The organism is Paraburkholderia fungorum (assembly GCF_046026025.1).
Taxonomy (GTDB): domain Bacteria; phylum Pseudomonadota; class Gammaproteobacteria; order Burkholderiales; family Burkholderiaceae; genus Paraburkholderia; species Paraburkholderia fungorum_E.
Genome location: NZ_JAQQFL010000003.1, coordinates 379,941 through 403,146 on the forward strand (window position 1 = coordinate 379,941; position 23,206 = coordinate 403,146).

19 protein-coding genes and 1 pseudogene are annotated in these 23,206 nt (G+C 61.1%); 5 read left to right on the forward strand and 15 right to left on the reverse strand.

From position 1 onward, the window contains the following. Positions 1–9: 9 nt before the first annotated feature. From PQR67_RS06020 to PQR67_RS06030, 3 genes are all read right to left on the reverse strand, one after another. Positions 10–1,557, reverse strand: a complete 1,548-nt coding sequence (locus PQR67_RS06020; protein WP_408455810.1) for an FAD-dependent monooxygenase — start codon at positions 1,555–1,557, stop codon at positions 10–12. 208 nt (positions 1,558–1,765) lie between these two features. Next, on the reverse strand, positions 1,766–2,581 hold the full coding sequence (locus tag PQR67_RS06025; RefSeq protein ID WP_408455899.1) for a class I SAM-dependent methyltransferase: 816 nt from the start codon (positions 2,579–2,581) through the stop codon (positions 1,766–1,768). 270 nt (positions 2,582–2,851) lie between these two features. Further along, the gene (locus tag PQR67_RS06030) at positions 2,852–3,751 is read right to left on the reverse strand and encodes a tetrahydrodipicolinate N-succinyltransferase N-terminal domain-containing protein (protein ID WP_408455813.1); all 900 of its coding nucleotides are present in this window, start codon (positions 3,749–3,751) and stop codon (positions 2,852–2,854) included. 493 nt (positions 3,752–4,244) lie between these two features. Here PQR67_RS06030 and PQR67_RS06035 point away from each other — a divergent pair, with 493 nt between their 5' ends. The 3 genes and pseudogenes from PQR67_RS06035 to PQR67_RS06045 all read left to right on the forward strand — a co-directional run. After that, the gene (locus PQR67_RS06035) at positions 4,245–5,168 is read left to right on the forward strand and encodes a LysR family transcriptional regulator (protein WP_408455815.1); all 924 of its coding nucleotides are present in this window, start codon (positions 4,245–4,247) and stop codon (positions 5,166–5,168) included. A 233-nt stretch (positions 5,169–5,401) separates the two neighbouring features. Then, the gene (locus PQR67_RS06040; protein ID WP_408455818.1) at positions 5,402–6,037 is read left to right on the forward strand and encodes an alpha/beta fold hydrolase; all 636 of its coding nucleotides are present in this window, start codon (positions 5,402–5,404) and stop codon (positions 6,035–6,037) included. 27 nt (positions 6,038–6,064) lie between these two features. Next, positions 6,065–6,232, forward strand: a pseudogene (locus PQR67_RS06045) (VOC family protein); the annotation flags it as partial. A gap of 8 nt (positions 6,233–6,240) precedes the next feature. Here the strand turns inward: PQR67_RS06045 and PQR67_RS06050 are convergent. The 12 genes from PQR67_RS06050 to PQR67_RS06105 all read right to left on the reverse strand — a co-directional run bounded on the left by PQR67_RS06050 (position 6,241) and on the right by PQR67_RS06105 (position 19,306). Continuing rightward, on the reverse strand, positions 6,241–7,074 hold the full coding sequence (locus PQR67_RS06050; RefSeq protein WP_408455821.1) for an AraC family transcriptional regulator: 834 nt from the start codon (positions 7,072–7,074) through the stop codon (positions 6,241–6,243). Positions 7,075–7,162: 88 nt separating this feature from the next. Then, positions 7,163–8,668 (reverse strand): DHA2 family efflux MFS transporter permease subunit, encoded by a 1,506-nt coding sequence (locus PQR67_RS06055; RefSeq protein WP_408455824.1) that lies wholly within the window; start codon positions 8,666–8,668, stop codon positions 7,163–7,165. 169 nt (positions 8,669–8,837) lie between these two features. Further along, positions 8,838–9,515, reverse strand: a complete 678-nt coding sequence (locus PQR67_RS06060; RefSeq protein ID WP_408455827.1) for a glutathione S-transferase family protein — start codon at positions 9,513–9,515, stop codon at positions 8,838–8,840. 116 nt (positions 9,516–9,631) lie between these two features. Beyond that, positions 9,632–10,855 carry a dienelactone hydrolase family protein gene (locus PQR67_RS06065; RefSeq protein WP_408455830.1) on the reverse strand — a complete coding sequence of 408 codons (1,224 nt, stop codon included), beginning with the start codon at positions 10,853–10,855 and terminating at the stop codon, positions 9,632–9,634. 63 nt (positions 10,856–10,918) lie between these two features. Further along, complete coding sequence (locus tag PQR67_RS06070) at positions 10,919–12,559, reverse strand: AMP-binding protein (protein ID WP_408455902.1); 1,641 nt, start codon at positions 12,557–12,559, stop codon at positions 10,919–10,921. 75 nt (positions 12,560–12,634) lie between these two features. Further along, positions 12,635–13,030 carry a RidA family protein gene (locus tag PQR67_RS06075; protein WP_408455833.1) on the reverse strand — a complete coding sequence of 132 codons (396 nt, stop codon included), beginning with the start codon at positions 13,028–13,030 and terminating at the stop codon, positions 12,635–12,637. Next, the gene (locus PQR67_RS06080; protein ID WP_408455836.1) at positions 13,027–13,470 is read right to left on the reverse strand and encodes an acyl-CoA thioesterase; all 444 of its coding nucleotides are present in this window, start codon (positions 13,468–13,470) and stop codon (positions 13,027–13,029) included. Before PQR67_RS06080 ends, PQR67_RS06075 begins: the two co-directional genes overlap by 4 nt. Next, positions 13,467–14,657, reverse strand: a complete 1,191-nt coding sequence (locus PQR67_RS06085) for an acyl-CoA dehydrogenase family protein (protein WP_408455905.1) — start codon at positions 14,655–14,657, stop codon at positions 13,467–13,469. The genes PQR67_RS06080 and PQR67_RS06085 overlap by 4 nt, the downstream gene beginning before the upstream one ends. A gap of 19 nt (positions 14,658–14,676) precedes the next feature. Next, positions 14,677–15,528 carry an enoyl-CoA hydratase family protein gene (locus PQR67_RS06090; protein ID WP_408455839.1) on the reverse strand — a complete coding sequence of 284 codons (852 nt, stop codon included), beginning with the start codon at positions 15,526–15,528 and terminating at the stop codon, positions 14,677–14,679. A 78-nt stretch (positions 15,529–15,606) separates the two neighbouring features. Next, positions 15,607–16,164 carry a MarR family winged helix-turn-helix transcriptional regulator gene (locus tag PQR67_RS06095; RefSeq protein WP_408455842.1) on the reverse strand — a complete coding sequence of 186 codons (558 nt, stop codon included), beginning with the start codon at positions 16,162–16,164 and terminating at the stop codon, positions 15,607–15,609. Beyond that, positions 16,161–16,937: an SDR family NAD(P)-dependent oxidoreductase gene (locus PQR67_RS06100; protein ID WP_408455845.1), complete on the reverse strand. Its 777-nt coding sequence runs from the start codon at positions 16,935–16,937 to the stop codon at positions 16,161–16,163. Before PQR67_RS06100 ends, PQR67_RS06095 begins: the two co-directional genes overlap by 4 nt. Beyond that, positions 16,934–19,306: a bifunctional salicylyl-CoA 5-hydroxylase/oxidoreductase gene (locus tag PQR67_RS06105; protein WP_408455848.1), complete on the reverse strand. Its 2,373-nt coding sequence runs from the start codon at positions 19,304–19,306 to the stop codon at positions 16,934–16,936. Before PQR67_RS06105 ends, PQR67_RS06100 begins: the two co-directional genes overlap by 4 nt. Before the next feature lie 1,242 nt (positions 19,307–20,548). Between PQR67_RS06105 and PQR67_RS06110 the strand changes: the two genes are divergently transcribed. Continuing rightward, on the forward strand, positions 20,549–21,706 hold the full coding sequence (locus tag PQR67_RS06110) for a hypothetical protein (protein ID WP_408455851.1): 1,158 nt from the start codon (positions 20,549–20,551) through the stop codon (positions 21,704–21,706). Positions 21,707–22,210: 504 nt separating this feature from the next. Beyond that, positions 22,211–23,206, forward strand: a 996-nt coding sequence (locus tag PQR67_RS06115; RefSeq protein ID WP_408455853.1) for a hypothetical protein, incomplete at its 3' end; no start/stop codon positions are given.

Sequence of the window (23,206 nt, forward strand, 5' to 3'; positions counted from 1 at the left end):
GAGACCGGCTTAGGCAGATTTACGCGCTGCTTCGGGTTCGCCGAACCATCGCGACGCGGCCTGAGCCGCCTCTTCGAGGTGAGGGGAGGCCTCGCCGGCCCAGGCGACGACGCCATCGGGCCGCACGAGCACGGCGCTCAAGCCAAGCCGATCCTTGACATCACGTCCGACATACGCGATCCGGTCACACCAGCGGCTCGCCAGGGCTTGAAGCGATGGCCGGGCGTCGAAGTCCAGAAGCAGGCCGCTTCCCTTCGAGAGAAGCTCGCCGAGCTTCGTCCCGTCGGTCAACTCGAAATCGGGAGCGCTGCGGCCCACCAGCGGGTGGTTGCCGCCAAGATCGTAGCGCAGAGAAATTCCCCATACGCGTTCGGCGAAGTAGGTCGCGCCGTCACGCGTGCCGATGAGATCGCGGATGATGGCTTCGAGTGCGCGCGAATACCGGCTTGGCCGCATGAGCGCGACCTGGGCGCGCGACCAGTCGAGGATCTGTGCTCCCACCGGATGCCGTTCGCTCGAATAGCTGTCGAGCAGACCGGCCGGCGCGTTGCCGCGTAGAGTGGCCGCCAGCTTCCACCCAACGTTCATCGCGTCGCCGAGCCCAAGGTTGAGCCCCTGGCCGCCCAGCGGAGAATGGATGTGCGCGGCGTCGCCCGCGAGCAGTACGCGGCCTTGGCGGTAAGCCGTCGCCTGATACGCGCGATCAGTCCAGGTGGTGGCAAGCTGGAGAGCGGTCAAGGTGACGTCGGCGCCGGAGATACGGCGCAACACGCCCTGCACGTGTTCAAGTGTGAGCGGCTGGGCTCGGTGAGAAGCGCCACCGTCGAACTCGACCATTGCAATGGTCCCGGGCCGGGACTGGAAATACATGCCCGTCGGCGTGTAGTTACGGCCCGACTTGAGCTTGTCCGGATCCGCCATCTCGACTCGAACGGAGTAGCCGGTGAACTCGGGATCGGTGCCGACGAACTCAAAGCCGGCAACCTTGCGCACGATACTGCGGCCGCCATCGCAGCCGACGAGCCAGCGTCCGCGAAAAGTCTCACCGCCGGCGCGAATCGTGACTTCTTCATCAGACTGGTTGAAGTCTTCGACGCCGAGTCCACGCCTGATCTCGACCCCCGCCGCGCTTGCGCGAGCGGCGAGGACAGACTCGATGTGTTCCATATCGGCCGCCATGCTGGTGCCGGCGGGACCTGGCAGGCGATATGGCCACTTCGAAGTATCGACGTTGTCGTGGTCAAAAGGGATGCCGGCGAAGTGGCCCACCTGGCGGCGCGGCTGTTGCGCGCCTTGTCCGGCAGCCGAAGCGCTGCGGCTGGCCTGGTCATCTTTCGCGGGTTGGGACTCAGCAACGTCGTTTAGCAACCCGCGACGGTAAAGCGCTTCGATGGTGGGAGCAGAAAGGCCGCGCATGCCGAACGGAAGTCGCTTCAGGGGAGAGCCCGGGTCCTCGGCCTGCTCCAGTACTAATACCGAGAGGTCCGCGAGGCGCAGTTCACAAGCCAGAAACAGGCCGACGGGGCCGGCACCGGCGATCACGACGTCGTAGATCAAAGAGAAATTCCTTCAAGCGACCTGAGCGCCACCATGGGGTGTCGAAAGAGGCTGCGGTTTCGCTGACGATGAGTGGTGGTCAATCCACCCAGGAGAAGAGCAGCTTGCCGCCCGCGCGGCGGCGTTGTGGCGACCATCGTACCACCCGCATAGGGTCGATCCAATGACCGGCTTGGGCTGCTGGTGCTGTTCGTGTGTCGTGGATCTGCTATGGGCGTGCCGCCACCTTGCGTGCGATGAAGTGGAACCATGAATCGTTCCTCACATCGTCACCTTCCTGCACGCGCTGCCCTGTCGCGTTTCCGAACACCGCCTCGGTGTGCAGGCCAACTTCGGCAAGCTGGCGACGCTGCGCATCCATATCGGTGTACATAATAACGATGCCGAATTCGTGTGCGGCGCAAACGCGGATTGCGTAGCCGTCAAATTCACGATTGAGCGGCGAGTAGCGCAGGTAATTGAGGGTGCCAATTGCCAGCGAATATCCGATCCTCGCAACATCGATACAGGTTGAAATCGGATTTGCCGACAGGTTAGGCATGCGTAGAAGATGCCGCGGGTTTTGACGGTAGCTCGGACCATGCAGGTTGTGGGCCGAAAACAGTGCCAGGCCGCCTGGCTTCAGCACGCGGGCGAACTCCCGCAAGATGGCGAGACGCCCAGGGTAATCCACCGCGTCGATCCCGTTGTAGCTGAATACGACCAGTTCAAAGCTCTCATCTGGAAAGGCCGACATGTCGCGAGCGTCCATCTGCTGCACGCGGATGCCCGGATGGTTATGGCGGCAAATCGTGACCATTTCGGGCGTGTAATCGACTGCGGTGTAGTCATTGCTTATTGCCGTCAGCAAGGAGACGGTTCTGCCGCCGCCCACGCCTACATCGAGAATCGGCTGGTGTTGCACCTGCTGCGCCACCCAGGCAAAAGCTGCCGCCTCGCCAGGATCGGTCCAGCCGCTGGCCACGGCGAACCCGTTCCGTCCACTGCGGCTGCTCCACACCGCACGGTTGATCTGATCCTGCATATCGGTGAGTGCCACGTCAATTCTCGATTCAAATGCCTCCCCAACAAACTACACCTGGCAGGCATCTGTTTGTGTGCGGTAACTCACCATTCCGACTTGCACCTGACCTCTTCTATTCACACGATTATTTACATGCGGAGCGCCGGGTTATCTGGCGAGAGGGCCACGTGGTTGGAATGAGATATTGTTTTGACATGCTGAGCTTCGTCCGATCAGGTATTTCCCGTAGCACGCGGTCAAGTCAGAGATCGCGCGGAAGACCGACGCCACTCAATCGTTACTATGCAGGCTCGTATTCAGGCCACCCCACCGCGAGGAATCGGTCGGCAGTACCTCAACCGCTCCGGTCTGGCTGTTTCGACGAAACAGCAAGCCGGATTGACCGGACAACTGTCTTGCCGATACGACGGTACCATCGGGCATCTTCACCTTCGTACCGGCCGTGACGTAAAGACCGGCTTCGACAATACACTCGTCTCCCAGTGAAATGCCGATTCCCGCGTTCGCTCCTAGCAGGCTGCGTTCGCCGATTGCGTTCCTGCTTTTGCCCCCGCCCGAGAGTGTGCCCATGATGGATGAGCCGGCGCCGACGTCCGAATTTTTGCCAACCGTAACGCCCGGCGTGACGCGCCCCTCAACCATCGACTCGCCAAGCGTGCCCGCGTTGAAGTTGACGAATCCTTCATGCATCACCGTCGTGCCACTCGCCAGGTGGGCGCCGAGCCTCACGCGATCCGCGTCGGCAACCCGCACGCCCTCGGGTACGACGTAGTCCGTCATCCGCGGAAATTTATCGACCGACGACACCGTAAGATGGTGGTGCTCGATTGCCAGCCGGTCCCGGAGATCGTCGAGATTCCCTGGAAAAACGGGGCCCGCGGATGTCCAGGCAACATTGGGCAAGAGGCCGAAAATACCGTCGAGATTGATTTCGTTGGGTTTGACACTGCGCTCGGAAAGCAGATGCAAACGCAGATAGGCTTCTTCCGTCGAGACCGGAGGGGCGTCAAGCGACTCGATCACTACCTCGACAAAATCTGCCGAAATAACACCGACTTTCTCGGCGAGGCAACCACGCTTCTTTCCGGCGCCAGAAGCAGGAAACCAGACATCGATAGTCTTGCCTGTCGCCGTATCACGGTACCTGTGGCCGGTTCGTTGAATAGTCATCGGAGATTCCTCTTTCGAAGCACGACGGTTGATCTGGAAACACCGGTAGCGGGGTTATAGCTTGCAACCGGTAGCTCGGAGCATCATAGCTGAACGTTCGCCTGGTGCCGGCGGCGACACGTTGTGAATATCTGCCTGGGTTTCTGGTGAGAGTCCGCAAGGGGAATGCCCCAAATCGACCGATGCGCAGAATGAAGTCTGCGGACATGGATTGAACAGAGTCTGTGGACGTTGTCCTCAAGCATTCGTCTATTGCGCCGATATATTTGTCAGGCTGCCGATGTCTCCTGACGAGGCGTCCATCAAATATCTAAATGTAAGCATCGCGGGTAATTGACGCCTATCGACCCATCGTGTGCTTCAATCTATCGGCATACGGTCTGTACCTCAGCCAATGCTCCCGAGTTCGGAGTGGCCACGGCCCACTTTGCAGGGCCACCACTCAGTCCTTTTGTTCCGTGCTTCGAGTTATGAATGAAGAGGCTAATACCGCATGAGGCCCCTGGATCTGACGCGTTTCGATCTCAACCTGCTGGTTGTACTTGAGGCGCTTTGGGCAGAAAGGCATGTCGGCCGCGCCGCCGAAAGATTGCATTTGTCCCAGTCGGCAACCAGCCACGCTTTATCGAGGCTGCGTACTGCTTTTTCTGACCAGCTTTTCATTCGCCACCCTCGCGGGATCGAGCCGACGCCGCTGGCCATCGAGTTAATGCCGCGCGTGGCGGCGGTGCTCGAGTCGGTCAGGCTCGTTGCCAGTCCACGTGGCCCGTTCGATCCAGGCCGTTTGCAAGCGACGCTCTCGGTGGCCGCCACCGATCACGCCATCTTGACCGTCATTGCCCCTGTTCTGGCCAGGATCCAGGCTGCGGCGCCGGGCGCCGTGCTGAAGCTCAGACCGGCCGATACCGAATCCTCTCTGCGCATGTTGGACAGTGGCGAGCTCGACATCGTGCTGGGGTCGGGTTCGTTTGCCCAGATCCCGCAGCGTTTTGATTGCCGGCTTGTGCATCAGGAGCGTTTCGTCGGCATCGCATGCAAGGGGCACCCGGCTCTGGTCAAGCGAGGCAAGAAGCTGCACATGGAACTCGATGACTTCGCCCGGTTGCCTCACATTCTGGTCTCACCGCGCGGGGATACGCGGGGCGCTGTCGACGATGCGCTGGAGGCCCTCGGCCGTACCCGCAAGGTGACCGCCACCTGCCCCAGCTTTCTGGCTGTTCCGTTCATGGTCGGCGCTTCGCAATCCATTGCAGTTATCGCCGAGCGGGTCGCACTGCGGCTGCAGGAGACCGCGCAACTGAGCCTTTTTGAGCTACCCCTGGCGCTCCCGGGCTGGGAGGTGCTCGTTATTCGAGCCCGAGGGCGCGCCAACGAGCCCGCCGTTGAGTGGATTACGAACATGATGATCGCCGACTAAACATCGGCTGGGGCTTGCCGCGGCTGGAGCGACCCGGGGCCATGAATCTCGTGCATCGACATGGTGTGTAAATGCCATTGGATCGAATGCCTCGGGCCTCCTAGAGTTCGGTTGTCGTTTATTCAACCCGCCAGGAATACCCCGTGAAAACAGAGCCCACCCTGGTCATGATCCCTTGCTTCGCAGGGGCCCCGTGGCAGCTTGACCAGTTGACCCACTTGCAGAGCCGCCCCATGCGTACCCTTCGTTTGCCGGACGACGTGTGCGAGCTGGAAACGTTGGCCGACTTCATCGCTGACCAGGTGAAGGACCTCGAGCACTATGTGTTGGTTGGCGATTCGTATGGCGCGGTCTCCTCGATCGCGGTTGCGACGCGGCAGCCGCAGGGCCTGAAGGGCCTGGTGCTCTCTGGTGGTTTTGCCAGGAGCCCGATCACGTCACCCTTGCTCAAGACGCTGGCAGCGCTTGCACCGTTCTTCAGCGGGCCCTTTTACCGGCAGACGACTCTTCGGGTCCACGCAGCGCAGTTGGCTTCGTCGTTTGACAAGGAGGGGGAGATCCCCTGGTCAACCGGCAAGAGTCGGGCCTTCTTCGTCAAGGAGACGCCCCACAAAGCCTACATCAACCGCCTGCGCTCGATCGAGAAGGCGGACTATACGGCCTTGCTGAAGAAGATCGACGTCCCCACGCTGATCCTGACTCCCGAGGAAGACAAGCTGATCGGCGAAGAGGCCGCGGGGATCCTCCTGAACGGCATAAAGGATTCGCAGGAAGTCATCATGCCGCGCACCGGTCACATGTTCAGGTTCTCGCATCCTGGCGCCTACTCTCTCGAGATCAGAAAGTTTCTGGAGCGGGCATCGCTTTAAGCGTTAGCACACGACCGTGGATAGTGCTCCCGCCAGCAAGTCGACGCTTTCTATCGCGCGACCCTCGAGGCGGGTGGCAAAGACAATGGCGCGCCTGGTCCGCGCCCGCACTACCACGCGAACTACTATGCTGCTTTTGTCATCGGTCCGGACGGGCACAACATCGAAGCGGTTTGCCACCAGCCCGAGGCTTAACTCTTCCATCAAGCCTTCAACGGTAGCCAGATTTCGAGCCCGCCCATGCCGCTGACCGGGTCGAATTTTTCGTCATAGCGTTCGAAGTTCGGCGCGTCGGCGGGGACATGTCCCGATGCCGGCAGCCATTCATTCCAGATCGTGTTCCAGGTGTGCCGCACGGTCGAGACGTGCTCACGGTGGCTGAACACCGCGTAGCGTTGCGGAGAAATGCGCAAGCGGCTCAGCTCGGCAGGCAAGGTCGAGAAGTCGCTGACTTCGACCCCACACAGATAGTCGATATTGCCGGCATCGTCAGCGTTGTAGCAGACGCCATACGCCACGTTGCCGACCTGGCCCGGCACTCTGCCGAAGTGCTCGCCAAAGCGCTGCCACTGCGAAGGAATCGCGGCGGTGGTTTCGCAGGTATAGCGTTCGCTCAGGCCCGCGACGAGAAACGGTTTGCCGTCTTCGAAACGCGGCGGGTCGAGATGCGTGAGAGAGAGTTTGTCCATTCTGATCGGCTCCACGAGGGCAAGGTTGTCGAGGTGACCACGCGCGCGCAGCGCTTCGGGTGTGAGGCCGAATTGCTCGCGAAACGCACGCGTGAATGCTTCGTGAGAGCCGTAACCCGCGTCGACGGCGACCGCCAGGATGTCGGGGGCGCCCTCTGCAAGGTGCCGTGCCGCTTCGCTCAAGCGGCGTGCGCGAACATAGCGCATCACCGAAAACCCGGTGGCCGCTTCGAACGCGCGCGCCAGATGAAAGCGCGACACGCATCCGCCGCTGGCGATTTCGTCGAGCGTCAGCACGCGGGCAAAATGGCTTTCGATAAACCAGAGCGCTTTTCCGACGGGGTTCATTTCTGCTCTCGTGTCTGCATGAAACCAGCATAGCCGGGCGAGCCCCGTCCCATTTGATCGCGCTTGCTCTATATTCGCCCCGCGCCCGTCAATAGTTTTCAGTCGTCGCTTCGTTGCCGGCGGCGCGAGGATGCTCCGATACCGATACGCCATGACCGTGACTGTGACCATCCGCGTCCGCGCGAGTGTCACCTTGCCCCGGCCGCAACAGCAAACCACCCAGCACACCCGCTGCCGCAGCGAATATCGCACCGAACAGAAATGCCACGTGATAGCCGCTATTAAGAGCCGCCGCGGCGCTTTGCGAGGCTTGCATCGCGTCGCTGCGCGCGGCGGCGAGACTGGCGAGCACCGCGAGGCCGAGCGCGCCACCCATCATGAACGATGTATTGACGATGCCGGACGCGAGTCCCGAATCGCTCGGATCGACGTCGCTCATGGCGGCCAGCAGCATGGGATTGAACGCGATGCCCGCACCGAAGCCGAGCAGGATCATGCCGGGCAGCACGTCGAGCACGAAGCTGCCGTGGACCGGTGCCCGCGCGAACAGCGCGAGCCCGCATGCGGCGACGAGCAGCCCGGTGGCAAGCGGAACGCGCAGACCGAAGCGCATCACCACGCGCGCCGACAGGCCCAACGAAAAGAACGCCATGATCAGATTGGCCGGCAAAAACGCGAGCCCGACCTGCAAGGGCCGGTAACCGAGCACGCGCTGCAGATACAACGCGGAGATGAAGAACCACGCGAACATGGCTGCTGCCCACAACACGCCGACCACATTGGCGGTCGCGACATTGCGCAGGCGGAACAGACCGAGCGGCATCAACGGATGCTGCACGCGCGCTTCGATAACGAGAAACACAGCCAGCAGCGCGAGCGCGGCGAACAGCAGGCCCAGCGTCTGCGCCGAGGTCCAACCGGCTTCATTGCCGTTCACGACCGCGTACACGGCGAGCATGAGCGAAGCCGTTACGGTCACTGCGCCGGCTACGTCGAGCCGTTCGCCATGCGCATGGCCACGCGCCGACGGCAGGAGCGCGACACACAGCGCGTAGACGGCGATGCCGATCGGCAAGTTGACGAGAAAGATCCAGTGCCAGCTCAGCAGGTTGGTCAGCAGGCCGCCGAGCAGGACGCCGATGCTGCCACCACCCGCGCAGACGAAGCCGTATACGCCCATCGCTTTGGCCCGTTCGCCGGTCTCGGTGAACAGGTTCATGATCAGCGACAGCGAAACAGCGGAGACGACCGCGCCGCCCAAACCCTGCACGGCACGCGCGCCCACCAGCAGGATTTGCGAATTCGCCATGCCGCATGCGAGCGACGCCAGCGTGAACAGCGTGATGCCGCCGAGGAACAGCTTGCGGTGGCCATACAGATCGCCTAGCCGCCCGCCGAGCAGCAGGCAACCGCCGAACGTGAGCATGTACGCATTGACCACCCACACCAGCGAGGTCTCGGTAAAACCGAGGTCCGCGGCGATCGACGGCAAAGCAACGTTCACGATCGTCGTATCCAGCACGATCATGAGCACGCCGAGGCACAGAACGATCAGCGCCAGCCAGCGTTTGTTGCCGTGGATGGAATGGGTCATGCAGGGACTCCTTTGCCTTGATCGATCGGGTGCGAGCGGATGCCGGACGCGCCGCCGCTCGGCACGAAGTCACAAATCCGGTCGGCAACCCGTTGATGGCAATGGGGAATTTAGTCTAGCACCCGCGACTTTCGAGCTACAACTACGATTTCCTGGGCGCGTCTGGCCGTCAATCGCCGCCCAGCAGTTCGTACTTGCCGCCGCGCTCCAACGCCCGCTGATAGGCCGGCCGGGCGTGAATGCGCTTCAGGAAATCGACGATGGCGGGAATCTGTCCTTCCATGCCGCCGCGCGCGGTGGCGGCTTCGAGCGGAAAGCTCATCTGAACGTCGGCCGCCGAGAAATCGTTGCCGACGAACCAGCCGGTCGTGCCCAATTCCTTATTGATGTAGCCGAGATGCAGCTTCAACTGAGGATCGATGAAACTCGACTGGAGCGTCGCGGCGATCTTGCGGGCGATCGGTTTGGCGAAGAACGGCATCGGCGCGCCGGCAATACGCAGCGCCACCAGCTTGAGCAGTAGCGGCGGCATGGCCGAGCCTTCCGCATAGTGCATCCAGTAGCTGTAACGCAGACGCTCGGGCGTGCCCGCAGCAGGCGCGAAGCGGCCTTGACCGTACTTGTCGACCAGATACTCGATGATCGCGCCCGATTCGGCGATGGTCTGGCCGTCGTCCACAATGACCGGTGATTTGCCGAGCGGATGGATCGCGCGCAATTCGGGCGGCGCGAGCATCGTTTTCGGGTCGCGCTCGTAGCGCTTGATCTCGTACGGAACGCCGAGTTCTTCGAGCAGCCACAACACGCGTTGCGAGCGGGAGTTGTTCAGATGATGGACGATCAGCATAGGTCGAGAGTGGTTGGCCTGTGAAGAGTCACATCATAGGGGTGTTGCGCCGAGGTGGGGCTCTAGTTGCCCGCTGCGGGTCAAACACAGTCATCCCCGGCCAACCCGGCCAACCGTCACACTCGGGACTTCGCGCCCATTAACTGATTCGACGGCAAGGTCTCATCAAGCAGCTTGCGCGCGCTTTCGATACCGGCCACCGGCAGCCCTTCGGGATTCAGCAAGCCGACCTGCACCAGCACGGAAGCCTGATCCCAATAGATGTGCTCGTTGTACAGCTTGTCGCCGCGAAAGCACACCACGGCCAGCATTGGCACTTCGAAATATTTACCGGTTGGCGCGACGCCGGGCAGCAGCCAGTCGATTTCGCAGCTATGCGTGCAGCTGAAAATGAATTCGTCGACGACGCGATCCGCGCCGATCGTGCGCGAAATTGGAATCAGCTTCGTATCGGCAGGATTCGAGTTGACGAAGTGATGCGTGTAGAACCGCTTGAGCCTGTCATGGCCGACGCCGCCCGTCATGGTGGGGACGTGATTGACGTAAGGTTGCGCGACCATGGTCGGCATGACTGCATCGACGTCGCGCGTGGCGAACTCGTAGTAGCAATGTGCCTCCCACAACGCGTTCAGATCGTAGACCGGTCCCAGCACTTTACGCAGCAGCGCGAGCGTGCGCGAATAGGCCATCATCGCGGCGGGTTTGTCATATTGCGGGCGCGATGCTGCGGCGAACGCATGGTCGCAACCCGGGTACACGTATTGCTCGATTTGCGGACGCGTGCGCAATGCGGCGCTGATTCGCTCGCGTGTGTCGGGCGGGCAGTGTGCGTCGTTTTCGGGAAAATGGAACACCATCGGGCAGCGCACGGCGGGCACTTCGTCCAGATGCGCTTCCAGGCCGACGCCGTAGTAACTGACCGCGCAATCCACGTCGGTGCGGGCCGCGCTCAGGAACGCGAGCTTGCCGCCAAGACAGTAGCCGACCGCGCCTACCTTGCCGGCCTGCTCCGGCAATCCGCGCAATGTCGCGACCGTTGCCGCGATATCGTCGATGGCGAGATCGACATCGAAGCGGCCGAGGCAGTCGAGCGCCTGCTTCATATCGGCTTCGCCGTAGCCGAGCGAAATGCCCGGCTTGATCCGCCAGAAGAGATCCGGCACCAGCACCACGTAGCCTTCTTCGGCGAAGCGGTCGGCCGCCGACTTCATCGTCTCGTTGATGCCGAAAATTTCCTGCAGCAGCACGAGCCCCGGGCCCGAGCCTTGCGCCGGACGCGCAACGTAGGCGTTGAAACGGCCGCCGTCCTGGGCGACGACTTCGATGAAAGAGTCAGCCATGCGGTGTGTCTCCGGCAGGAAAAGGAACTACGTGAGAGGTTACATGAAGGGTTACATGAGGGGCTACTTCAGCGTACGCAATTCAAAGCGCTTGAGCTTGCCCGTTTCGGTGCGCGGCAGCGACTTCAGGAATGCGATGGCGCGCGGGTATTTATACGGCGCCACGCTATTCTTCACGAAATCCTGCAGTTGCGCGACCAGTTCGTCGCCTGGCGCATAACCTGGGTTCAGCACCACGAAGGCTTTCACGATCTGCCCGCGCGTCTCGTCGGCCACGCCGATCACGCCGCATTCCGCCACCGCGTCATGCTGCAGCAGCACGCTTTCCACTTCCGGCCCGGAGATGTTGTAGCCGGCGGAGACGATCATGTCGTCGGCGCGGGCCTGATAAAACACGTAACCGTCTTCGTCCAGGTAGACGGAGTCGCCGGGAAGGTTCCAGCCGTCGCGAACGAACTTCGTCTGGCGTTCGTCGGCCAGGTAGCGGCAACCCGTCGGCCCGCGTACCGCGAGTTTGCCGATGGTGCCGGCCGGGACCGGCTGCATGGCATCGTCCACGGCTTGCACGACGTAGCCCGGCACCGCGCGGCCGATGGCATTCGGGCGAATTTCGCCGCCTTGCGCCGAGATGAAAATATGGATCAGCTCCGTGCCGCCGATCCCGTCGATCATGTCGATGCCCGTGGCGTCGTGCCATAGACGGCGTGTCGAATCCGGCAACGCTTCACCCGCCGAAACCGTTTTCTTCAGGCTCGAAACGTCGTGATGCGTGACAAGCGGCGCCATTTGCCGATAGAAGGTCGGCGCGGTGAACATGACCGTCGCGTGAAAGCGTTCGACGGTTTGCAGCAAGGTCTCGGGCGTGAGCCGCTCGATCAGCACCGTCGAGGCACCCGCTCGCAGCGGAAAGCACAACGAGCCGCCCAGGCCGAATGTGAAGGCAAGCGGCGGCGTGCCGCAAAACACATCGCTCGATGAAGGCTTCAAAACGTGCCGCGGAAACAGATCGCACATCGCCAGCACGTCGCGGTGAAAGTGCATGCAACCTTTCGGTGCACCCGTCGTTCCGCTGGTGAAGGCGATCAGGCAGACGTCGTCGTCGGCGGTGTCGCACGCGGTGAAGTCGTCCGGTTTGCTGAGCGCGAGGCTGTCGAGCGAATCGGCGGAATCGTCGTGAAACAGGCGCGTTTGTTTGAGACCCGCACAGTGGAACTCGTCCTGAGGATCGTTGCAGCGCGCGAGTTCATCGGTCAGACGTGCGTCGCATAGCGCGGCGCTGACTTGCGCCTTCTCGATGATCTGCTTGAGTTCTTTCGCACGCAGCAGCGGCATGGTGGGCACCAGGACGAGACCGGCCTTCAACGCGGCGAGCGCGGCCACCGCCATATGCAAGGTGTTCGGTCCGCGCAGCAGCACACGGTTGCCCGGCTGCAAACCCATTTCATCGACCAGCACATGCGCGCTGCGGTTCACCAAGGCAAGCAACTCACCGTACGTGGTCGCCTGCGGCTTTCCATCCACATCCGACCAGATCGCGGGACGGTCGCGATGTCCCGCTTCGATCGTTCTGTCGAGTAATTCCGTCGCGCAATTGAAGCGCGCCGGGTAGGCAACGTCCGGGTTGTCGAGCAGAAAGACAGGCCATTGATCCTGCGGCGGAAGATTGTCGCGCGCGAAGGTATCGACGTGTGCTGACGGTTCCATCATGGTCTCCCGGGCGTTGAGCCGGCTGAATGCGCTTCGGTTGGCTTGGTGGGTTGCGTGTTTCGTGTGCTGCGCTTATTGGGGAATCACTGCCGTTGCTTCGATCTCGACCTTGGCTTCGTCTTCGATCAAGGCAACGACCTGTACCGCGCTCATCGCGATGTCGTAGTCGCCGATCAGCTCGCGAAACGCCCGGCCGATATCTTTCAGCGCGGCGAGGTACTCGCGCTTGTCCGTGACGTACCACGTCAGGCGGACCAGGTGTTCAGGTTTGCCGCCCGCTTCATGCAGCACGGCGACGACGTTCTTGAGCGCCTGAATCGCTTGCTGTGCGAAATCCGTGGTCTGAAAACGCGCCTGTTCGTCCCAGCCGATCTGGCCGGCGATGAACACTTGCGTACCGGTTGCCGCAACGCCGTTCGCGTAGCCGCGGGGCTTGATCCAGCCAGCAGGGAGGAGAGCTTTTTTCATGATCGATGTGCCTCGATGGGTTCGGGCTGTGGAGCGAACGTCGCGAGTGCGCTCGCGATGTCGGAGGGAATGTCGATGGATGACCCGCTTTCGAGCGATGTCGTGACCAGCACCTGTTTCGCACTGAAGCGGATTTCGTCGGCGTGCCGGCCGACGATCTCAATGTTGATCGAGCGCCGCCCCACCTTCGTGACCTTGAGCGACAGCGTGATCGTTTCGCCCATCTGGCTCGGCCTTGAAAATTCGCAATCGAGTTTGACGATCGGCAAGCCGACCCGCCGTTGCGCGATCATCTGCGCGTAGTCGATCCGCAGGCCTTCGTTAAACCAGTCTTCGACCAACGCGTTGGTCATCACCAGATATTGCGGAAAGAACACGATGCCGGCCGGATCGCAGTGCGAAAAGCGGATGCGCACGGGTCTTTCGAAGGTCGTGTTCATCGCGCCGCGTCCTTGGCGACTTCCGCGGCGTGTGCCTTCAACAGATCGCGGCCGACAATCAATTGCTGCACTTCGGTCGCGCCTTCGTAGATCCGCAACGCACGAATTTCGCGGTACAGCATCTCGACGGCGGTGCCGCTTTGCACGCCCATGCCGCCATACAGCTGCACGGCCGCGTCGATCACCTGTTGCGCGCCTTCGCTGGCATGCCACTTGGCCATCGCGGCTTCACGCGTGACGTTTTCGCCCTGATCACGCAGCCACGCCGCGCGATAAACGAGCAGCGCGCTGCTGTCGATCGTCAACGCCATCTGCGCCAGTTTGGCTTGGGTCAACTGAAAATCACCGAGCGTCTGTCCGAACATCTTGCGCGATGCCGCACGCGAGAGGCCTTCAGCCATGGCGTGACGCGCGAAACCCAACGACGCAGCGGCGACCGACGTGCGGAAGATGTCCAGCGTACGCATCGCGAGCTTGAAGCCTTCGCCGGGGGCACCGAGCATCTGGCTGCGCGGCACGCGTGCGCCGGCAAAGTGCAAACGCGCCAGCGGATGCGGTGCGATGACGTCGATGCGTTCGGCGATTTCCAGACCCGGCGTGTCGGCGTCGACGATGAAGGCGCTAATGCCGCGTGCGCCCGGTGCTTCGCCGGTTCTGGCGAACACCACGTAGAAATCCGCGATGCCGCCGTTGGAGATCCATGTCTTGTCGCCGTCGAGCACGTAGAAGTCACCGTCTTCGCGCGCTGAGAGGGCCATCGCGGCGACGTCCGATCCCGCTTCCGGTTCGGACAGCGCAAAGGCGGCGATGGCCGTGCCGTTCGCGACGCGTGGCAAATAACGCGTCTTTTGCTCATGCGTGCCGCCGAGCGAGATCGCGCCTGAGCCGAGCCCTTGCATCGCCAACGCGAAGTCCGCAAGACCGGAATGCCTCGCGAGCGTCTCGCGCAACAGGCAGACGGCGCGCGTGTCGATGGTGTCGCCATGTCCGCCATAGGCAACCCCGCCGACACCGTGGGTCAGCCAGCCTGCCGCACCGAGTTCGCGGACGAGGCGCCGGCAGGTCGCGTCGACGTCATCGTGCTTGACGTGCGAGAGATTCTCGCGGCACCATGCCTCGATACCCTTGGCCAGTTCGCGATGACGGGGTTCGAAAAACGGCCAGGCCAGCGCGCTGTGCAGATCCATATCGTTGTGAGTGCTCAATTCAATCTCCCTCGAACACGGGACGCGACTTCGCGGCAAACGCGTTATACGCACGTTCGAAATCACGTGTGCTCATGCAGATGGCCTGGGCTTGCGCTTCCGACTCGATCGCTTCGTCGATGCTCATGCTCCATTCCTGGTGCAGCATCTTCTTCGTGATGCCGTGCGCGAAAGTCGGACCGGCGACGAGATCGGCCGCGAGCTTTTGCGCGTCCGCGAGCAGCGCTGCCGGCTCGCACAGGCGGTTATAGAAGCCCCAGGCGTGGCCTTCGTCGCCACTCGCCGAGCGGCCGGTGAACAGCAATTCCGATGCGCGTCCCTGACCGATGATGCGCGGCAGGATCGCGCACGCGCCCATATCGCAACCGGCGAGGCCGACGCGTGTGAACAGAAACGCGAGCTTGCTGCGAGCGGTGCCGAGCCGCATGTCGGACGACATCGCCAGAATTGCGCCAGCGCCGGCGCACACACCGTCGACCGCGGCAATGATGGGTTGCGGGCAATGGCGCATCGCCTTGACCAGGTCGCCGGTCATGCGGGTGAACAACAGCAGTTCCGGCATGGGCAGATCGATCAGCGGCGCGATGATGTCGTGTACGTCGCCGCCGGAGCAGAAGTTCTCACCCGCGCCGTGGATCACAACCGCCTTCACGTCGGTTGCATAGGCGAGTTGCCGGAACAGATCGCGCAACTCCGCGTACGATTCGAATGTCAGCGGGTTCTTGCGTTCCGGGCGATTCAACGTGATCGTCCCGACCTTGTCGGCGACCGACCAGCCGAAGTGCTGCGCCTCGTAGCCGGCGAGTGTCAGGCGGTTGCCGGCCAGCAGCGCGTCGGTATTGGATCGTGTCATGCGTGTCTCCTGTGTCGACCAGAGTTGACGCTTTAGCGTCTTACTCGGGTCCCATGCAAGATGGTTGCTCGGTGCGGATCAGTCTTTCAGACTGTCGAGCAGATGTTGTTTGAGTTTGCCCAGGCGCTGATGAGTCCGCGATTTTTCGTCGAGGCTCAAGCCGCCGAACAGTTCGACGACCCATTGCTCGTGCGCCACCGCCATCTTGTCGAACGCCTTGCGGCCGGCGGGTGTCAGGCAGACGCTGATCGAACGGCGATCGTTCGGATCGGTGTCGCGCGAAACCAGCCCTTCCTTTTCGAGTTGATCGGTAATGCCGGTCACGTTGCCGCCCGTCACCATCAAACGGCGCGACAACTCAGTCATCTTCAACCCTTCCGGATGACGTTCGAGTTGCGCCATCAGGTCGAAACGCGGCAACGTGGTGTCGAATTCGTTGCGCAGGCGCTTGCGCAATTCGGCTTGCACGAGGTTGGTCGTAGTCAGCATGCGCAGCCACAAACGCAGGCCCATATGGCTATCGGCGCCGGTGCTCATTTCCAGATCCACGACGTTCTCCGCAGGTTTGGCGACGCCTTTGCGCGTCGGCTTGACGTCGGCCGATGGGGGCGTTTTGATATTCGATGACTTGGTCACATTACTTCTCCACCGGAGATGGAAATGGATTGGCCCGTGATCGCGTCCGAGCCGGGTTGGCAGAGCCAAAGCACGGCGTTGGCGACTTGCTCCGGGCTCACGAACCGATGTTGTGGATTCGAGCGAAGCAAGGTTTCGCGCGCTTGCTGTTCGGTGCGCGAGGTCTTGCTGGTGATCTGTTCGAGCGACGCGTGCAGCAATTCGGTTTCTGTATAACCGGGGCAGACGGCGTTGACCGTGATGCCTTTGGTCGCGACTTCCAAAGCAAGCGAACGCGTCAGGCCGATCACACCGTGTTTCGCGGCGCAGTACGCGGCGACATACGCATAGCCGATCTGGCCCGCCGTGCTCGCAACATTGACGATGCGGCCGTGGCCGCGTTCGAGCATGCCGGGTAACACGGCACGTGTGCCGAGGAACACGCCCGTGAGGTTCACGTCGAGCATGCGCTGCCAGAGCGCCATGTCGGTGTGCGCGAAAGGCGCGGCCTGCGCCTGGCCGGCGTTGTTCACGAGGATGTCGATCGCGCCCGCTTGTGCGAAGGCTTTCTCGACCGATTCTTCGCGGGTGACGTCGACGCTGATGCAGGCGACATCGCCGAGTCCGTTGAAACGTTCCCGCTGCGCCTCCAGACGTTGTGCATCGCGGCCCATCAACGTGACGCGCGCGCCGGCCCGCAACAGTGCTTCAGCGACGGCTGCACCGATGCCGCTGCCACCGCCGGTGACCACGGCATGCTGCCCCGTGAGCGTTGAGGTAGTGGGCGTATTCACGTGGTTCCTTCGGCGCGTTGCGCGCGTTCTTGCGGTGACAGGCCCGCGTTCGCCGCCGCCTGGGCGCGTTCCCGTTCGAGATTGCGTTCGAGTTGCGACTTGGCCGCCGTGTAGGGCTGCGGCCACGTCACGTCGAAGTAACCGATCTTCGCGGCTTCGTTCAACGTCCACGACGGATTGGCCAGATGCGGCCGCGCTATGGCGCAGAGATCGGCACGGCCTGCCGCGATGATGCTGTTCACGTGGTCCGCTTCCGAGATCGCGCCAACGGCGATCGTGGCGATGCCTGCCTCGTTGCGCACGCGGTCGGAGAAGGGTGTCTGGAACATGCGACCGTACACGGGCTTTTCCTGCTTGCTGACTTGGCCCGACGAGACGTCGACCATATCGACGCCTGCCGCCTTGAAGGCGCGAGCAATTTGCACGGCATCGTCGGGCGTGGTGCCGCCCTCGACCCAGTCGTTCGCGGAAATACGTACGGAAATCGGCTTGTCTTGCGGCCAGACCGCTCGGATCGCCTTGAAGACCTGCAACGGGTAGCGCAGACGGTTTTCAAGTGAGCCGCCGTATTCGTCGGTGCGATGGTTGGTCAACGGCGACAGGAAGCTCGACAGAAAATAGCCGTGTGCGCAGTGCAGTTCGAGCCAATCGAAGCCTGCCTTTGCGGACATCTGTGCGGCGAGTACGAACTGCGCTTCGATTTCGTTAAGTTCGTCTCGCGTGGCTTCATGCGAAGTCTGACTGACGCCGCTTAAATATTGCTGCGGCGAAGCGGACACGAGCGGCCAATTGCCTTGGTCGAGCGGCTGGTCGATGCCTTCCCACGCGACGCGTGTCGAACCTTTGGCGCCCGAGTGTCCGAGTTGAATGCCGATCTTCGCGTCCGACTGACTGTGCACGAGATCGACAATGCGCTTCCACGCCGTGAGATGTTCCGGCGCATACATGCCTGGACAAGCGGGCGTGATGCGCGCTTCGGGCGACACGCAAGTCATTTCCGTCATGACGAGCGCGGCTCCGCCCATGGCGCGGGCGCCGAGATGCATCAGATGATAGTCACCGGCGACGCCGTCGACAGCGGAGTATTGCGCCATCGGCGAGACGACGACGCGATTCTTCAACGTGACGCCACGCAACGTGAAAGGCGTGAACATCGGTGGCACGGAGTGTCTTTCAGGCGAGCGGTCGATGCCTGAGCGGTGTGCGAGCCAGTCTTCGAAGGTAGAGAGATAGCTTGCATCACGTTCACGTAAGTTCTCGTGCGAAATGCGCTGCGAACGCGTAAGCAGCGAATAGGCGAACTGTTCCGGTTCGAACGACGTATAGCGATCGACATGCTCGAACCATTCGGTCGAATTGCGCGCGGCATTCTGGATACGCAGCACGTCGATGCTGCGCACGTCCGTGTAGTGCTGCAACGCAGCGGGCAGATCACCCGGATGCGCGCCCATGCTGTTGGCAAGTTCGATCGAGTCTTCCAGCGCCAGCTTGGTGCCCGAGCCGATCGAAAAGTGCGCGGTGTGCGCGGCGTCGCCCATCAGCACGATCGGCGTTTGCGTGCCGTCTGCGTTGCTGCGCCAATGCACCCATTCCTCGTTGACGACGCGCGGGAAGCGAATCCACTGCGACGACCCGCGCAAATGCGCGGCGTTCGATAGCAATGGGTTGCCGTCCAGGTACTTGGCGAACAGCTTCTCGCAGAATGCGATGCTGTCCTCTTTGCTCATTTCGTCGAGACCGGCGGCGCGCCACACGCGCTCCGGTGTTTCCACAATGAACGTGGAGGTTTGATCGTCGAAGCGATAAGCGTGGGCCTGGAACCAGCCGAACTCCGTTTCTTCGAAGGCGAATGTGAAGGCATCGAAAAGCTTTTTGGTGCCGAGCCAGACGAAGCGGCAATCGCGCATGTCGATCGCGGGCCTGTAGGCGGCTGTGTACTTCTGACGGATCGCGCTGTTGGCGCCGTCGCAGGCGATGATCAGGTCGGCGTCGTAGGTTGCGTCGTCGGTTACCTGGGTTTCGAAAACCAGCTTGACGCCCAGTTCTTCGCAGCGTGCCTGCAGGATATTCAGCAGACGTTTTCTGCCGATGCCGCAGAAGCCGTGGCCCGACGAGCGGATCTGACTGCCGCGGAAATTGATCTCGATGTCGTCCCAGTGATTGAAGGCGTCGAGGATCGCGTCCGCGCTCGGGGCGTCGGCGGCGCGCAGGTTGCCGAGCGTCTGGTCGGAGAATACGACGCCCCAGCCGAAGGTGTCATAGGGGCGGTTGCGTTCGACCACCGTGACGTCATACGCCGGGTTCCGGCCCTTCATTAACAGGCCAAAATACAAGCCGGCCGGGCCGCCGCCGATACATACGATGCGCATGTTGACTCTCCAGTGGTGTCGCTCTGGAAAGTAATTTAGGCCTAGATAGTTTAGATGTCAAGTAAATCGGCGAGGTAGCCGCGCCGGCGAACTGGGGGTGTGATCTGAAAGAATAAAGTCCGTCACGCCATGCGGACCCAAATGATCGCCTAGCGGCCAGCGGAGTTTCCGATAGGAAATCCGCCGCGTTGAGTCCGTATTCCCGGAACGTTGAGAATCGTTGCAATCTGGCGAAGTCGGTGACGGTGGACCATGAAGAACAACGTTTCCGAAGACTTTGTTGGGGAGCACTATTAGTTTTGGTTAATGTGCGCTATCAGTTTCGGTTAACGGTCACAGAAATTCACCGCGAAACCCCCGCGTGACAACGGTTCACCGAAACTAATAGGTCGGGAAATCGTGGAATCTGGCGAAGTCGGTGACGGTGGAGGTTACCGAGCACCTGGCCGTTTGCATGTGCTGACATGGATTAGTTTCTTTTACGCTCCCCCGGAAAAGTTTCGCTTACGGGGGCGTCAATGGCCACAAAGCCGTACCCGACAAGGCGTAAACGGAACTAACCGGCAAAGGGTGCCGGAGGCATTTTCGACGCCTTCTGTTTGCAACCGACCGTCCGATTTCGCGTTCAAGGCACCTCCGCGCCCTTACAGTCCGGGATTCGCGTCGAACCTGTGGGGCCTCGGACCGGTTCACCACCTGCTTGGTCCGTCGAGAGTCAGCCACTCCGCCGCCCTGGCCGGATAGTCCTCCGGCCACTCCCTTGCCAGCAATTCCAACTTCCGCCCGCATTGCGGCGGCGATTGTTTCCACGATTCCTTCGGCCTCGGCCGGAGACAGTCCCGCCCAGCCCGCTGCACTGCCTGCAACTTCCCTCACTGTTTCCAGTAGCCTCTGCGCGCAAGCAACTCGGTCGCGTGCAAGCCATAGCCGAAGAAAGCTGGCGTCCGATAGCCCCAAATCGCGTGCCACGACGCTGATATCACCGTCTGCATCGCCAAAAATGAAGCAGAGCAGTTCGATTGAGGCTTGCGTCGCATCAGGGCGTGTTGCCGAGGCCGCGCCTGATACCGCAGAGTTTTCGATTGAGAGTTCCATGCGGAATGTAGTCTTCCCACTTATATGGGCTCGTCGTCCGTGGAACAGAATTGCTTCCGAAGTGTCGGCTGCTGTAGCGGGTGTGTCCGGTCTGCGCAGCATTGCATCGCTCGCGCAGACCATTGTTTTCTCTGTGGGGGTACGAAGATGGGTTGGGAATACACCGACTTTCAGCGAGAGGAGCTTTACGAGCAAGTGTGGAACGAGCCGGTTACCAAGGTCGCGAAGCGCTATGCGATTTCCGATGTTGGGCTTCGGAAAATATGCCTGGACCTCGAAGTGCCGCTTCCACCAGTCGGCTACTGGGCTAAATTGGCAGCGGGGCGGGCCGTGAAAAGGCCGCCGCTTGGCGCGACGAAGGGACCGACGACTTATCGCCGTTCTAGGTACGTTGCGCCGTTAGACGACGAGTTCGACGCCCGATATCGTGAAAGTCTTGCAGAAGACTTGCCGCATCGCCCCGCAATACCAAACCTTCCCCTGCGGACATCCCTGGAGGACTGTTTGCCGCTGGCGAAGCGAATCGCGAACAAGCTTGATGGCAAGGGGCGCGATGCTCAGGAATGGCGCCGGTGTGACGGTGCGGGGCTGATGTGGGTCGACGCATCAAACGCCAACAGCCTGCGCGCGGTGCTGCTCCTCAATCTTGTGCTCGAATCGGTGATGGCTGCAGGCTACGCTATTTCTGCCGATGCTAAAGGCGCCACTCGAGCATTCGTTTCCGTGCTGGACCTCAAATTGTCATTCAAAATTCGCGAGCGCAGCCGGCGGGAGCCCATGCCTCTGACGCGCGAACAACGACAGAAGAACGAAGAAGTTGGATTCAACTTCCACACCCAGCAGTACGAATATCATCCAACGGGTGAGTTCGATATTGCGGTGACCGAGCCAAATAGCAGCTATGAGTTGGCGAAAATTGGCGACAGTCGGAGCGCGTCCGTTGAAACCAAAATCGTGGCATTTGTCGGCCGACTTCGTGAGCTCTCAATCCGCCAGCGCGTGAAAGCCGAAATTGACGCCAAGCGCCATGTCATTGCTGAAGCCAAGGCCGCGCAAGAGCGACGCCAGGCCGAAATACGGATGAAGGCACTCGACCGTCTCAAACAAGTTGAAGAGTGGGCAACCAAACTTGAGCGGGCAATTCGGTTGAGGAACCTTGCCGACAAGTTCCAAACCGAAAAACTGACTTCAAACGACGGGGTGATTGACGCTGGCTGGATTCGTCGCGCGGCAGACTGGTTGGACCCGACGATAGTGCGACATTGGGACGAGGTGGATGGGCCGCGCGACGAATCGGTCGAATAACTCTACGCTCTTCGACGACCCGTCGAGGCGTAAGAGCGTAGCCGCGGCCAGAAGCAATCAACCGGGGAAGCAGAGACTCGATTGGTGTGCATTTAGCCCAGCTTCGTCTTCCGTCGTCTCGTTGCTCATTCGGATTCGCTCCTTAACTGCTTCCATCAGCCTTTGCGCGGAGCCAATCCAGTCCATGGCTCGACCCAGTCGTACGAAACCGGCGTCAGAAATCCGCAGGTCTCTTGCTGCCACTTCAATGCCGGCGGCTGCTTCCGTCAGGGTGCAGTCGAGCAGGTCGGCATGTTGGGCCGCCATCCGCTCCAATTGATGCCTACCGCATAAGGGTAATGTCTGGCACTTATTATTGTTCGCGCAAAAGGCGCGGCAGCAATTGCACGCAGCTAACAATCTGTTACATTTGTACGTCCGATGAATATCGACACGCCATCTATATCCGGCCGGAAAAGCGGGCGTTTGCACATCGAAGAAGAATGACAATTTGAGAGGCAGCAAGTGGCGACCATCACAGAGGATGCATTTTCGGCGGCTGACCAGCGACGCGCCGAATCCGCGCTTGCGACCTATTATCTGAGGTCCGACGGTCTTTTCGGGGCGGGCGCAGTACGTTATATCGACGCGTCCGAAATGCAGCTGCAGGCGGCACTCAAACTAGACAAACATATCGACCCTTTGCCAGTGCTTGCGCGAGCATGCGGCGGGGCTGCTGCGATGTCTGACGCTCTCGCGCGTGGCAATCTTGTCTTTAAAGCCACAGCAGACGCACCGGGATTTTTTCGATATCTGGTAATGACGTGTGCCATTGTCGCAACTGCCGATAATAACGACCTCACTCAAGAATTTGGCGAGAATCTGGCGTTAGCGTTTGATTCGCCTAATCTCTTTACCAATCGCACGGCTTTGCCCGCATTATGGCGACGATTGCGCGACTGGTGCAATCGGCAGAATGCAGCCGGCGCACTTGTTCGGAAGGTAGTCCTACCACCGCCCGGCACGGGACGATACCTCGGCCTCACCAACGCCATAACTTTCCCCGGTTGGCGCGATTTGCGACGGCTCCGTCAACTTCTCGACCGACGCAGCGAGTTCCGCTCAATCGACGAACCAGTTGCCGCGGCAAAGGTGTTGTGCCCCGAAATCGAAAATGATGCAAGCTTCTCGCCCGCAATGCGTCAGGCCTGTGAGGAATACCAAAAACTCTATTCCGCAAAAGCGTCGTTGCTTGAGCTTCACCGGTTTTGGCTCGCGCTAAACGGACTACTCCAGCAGAACCACTTGTCGACGCATCGACGAAGTCTGACGCCACGGCTCGAACTTCGCTTTGGCTCGGGACTCGATGACGTAGAGTTGCAAGTCACGGTGCTAGATTCAAAAGGAAGTGTTGACGTTGGACAAGTCTTGGATGGATGCCCCGACGAGGTTCTACGCTCTATAGCTGGGTGGTTGCCCCAGATAGTTGGCGAAAATCGGAGCGCAGCGTTGATTGCGGCT

Excerpts from the sequence above, each read along its gene's own strand:
- PQR67_RS06080 (WP_408455836.1), bottom strand. The coding sequence starts at position 13,470 with ATGAACACGACCTTCGAAAGACCCGTGCGCATCCGCTTTTCGCACTGC.
- PQR67_RS06030 (WP_408455813.1), bottom strand. The coding sequence starts at position 3,751 with ATGACTATTCAACGAACCGGCCACAGGTACCGTGATACGGCGACAGGC.
- PQR67_RS06090 (WP_408455839.1), bottom strand. The coding sequence starts at position 15,528 with ATGACACGATCCAATACCGACGCGCTGCTGGCCGGCAACCGCCTGACA.
- PQR67_RS06085 (WP_408455905.1), bottom strand. The coding sequence starts at position 14,657 with ATGGATCTGCACAGCGCGCTGGCCTGGCCGTTTTTCGAACCCCGTCAT.
- PQR67_RS06065 (WP_408455830.1), bottom strand. The coding sequence starts at position 10,855 with ATGGCTGACTCTTTCATCGAAGTCGTCGCCCAGGACGGCGGCCGTTTC.
- PQR67_RS06055 (WP_408455824.1), bottom strand. The coding sequence starts at position 8,668 with ATGACCCATTCCATCCACGGCAACAAACGCTGGCTGGCGCTGATCGTT.
- PQR67_RS06035 (WP_408455815.1), top strand. The coding sequence starts at position 4,245 with ATGAGGCCCCTGGATCTGACGCGTTTCGATCTCAACCTGCTGGTTGTA.
- PQR67_RS06075 (WP_408455833.1), bottom strand. The coding sequence starts at position 13,030 with ATGAAAAAAGCTCTCCTCCCTGCTGGCTGGATCAAGCCCCGCGGCTAC.
- PQR67_RS06110 (WP_408455851.1), top strand. The coding sequence starts at position 20,549 with ATGGGTTGGGAATACACCGACTTTCAGCGAGAGGAGCTTTACGAGCAA.
- PQR67_RS06050 (WP_408455821.1), bottom strand. The coding sequence starts at position 7,074 with ATGAACCCCGTCGGAAAAGCGCTCTGGTTTATCGAAAGCCATTTTGCC.
- PQR67_RS06025 (WP_408455899.1), bottom strand. The coding sequence starts at position 2,581 with ATGCAGGATCAGATCAACCGTGCGGTGTGGAGCAGCCGCAGTGGACGG.
- PQR67_RS06040 (WP_408455818.1), top strand. The coding sequence starts at position 5,402 with ATGCGTACCCTTCGTTTGCCGGACGACGTGTGCGAGCTGGAAACGTTG.
- PQR67_RS06105 (WP_408455848.1), bottom strand. The coding sequence starts at position 19,306 with ATGCGCATCGTATGTATCGGCGGCGGCCCGGCCGGCTTGTATTTTGGC.
- PQR67_RS06060 (WP_408455827.1), bottom strand. The coding sequence starts at position 9,515 with ATGCTGATCGTCCATCATCTGAACAACTCCCGCTCGCAACGCGTGTTG.
- PQR67_RS06070 (WP_408455902.1), bottom strand. The coding sequence starts at position 12,559 with ATGGAACCGTCAGCACACGTCGATACCTTCGCGCGCGACAATCTTCCG.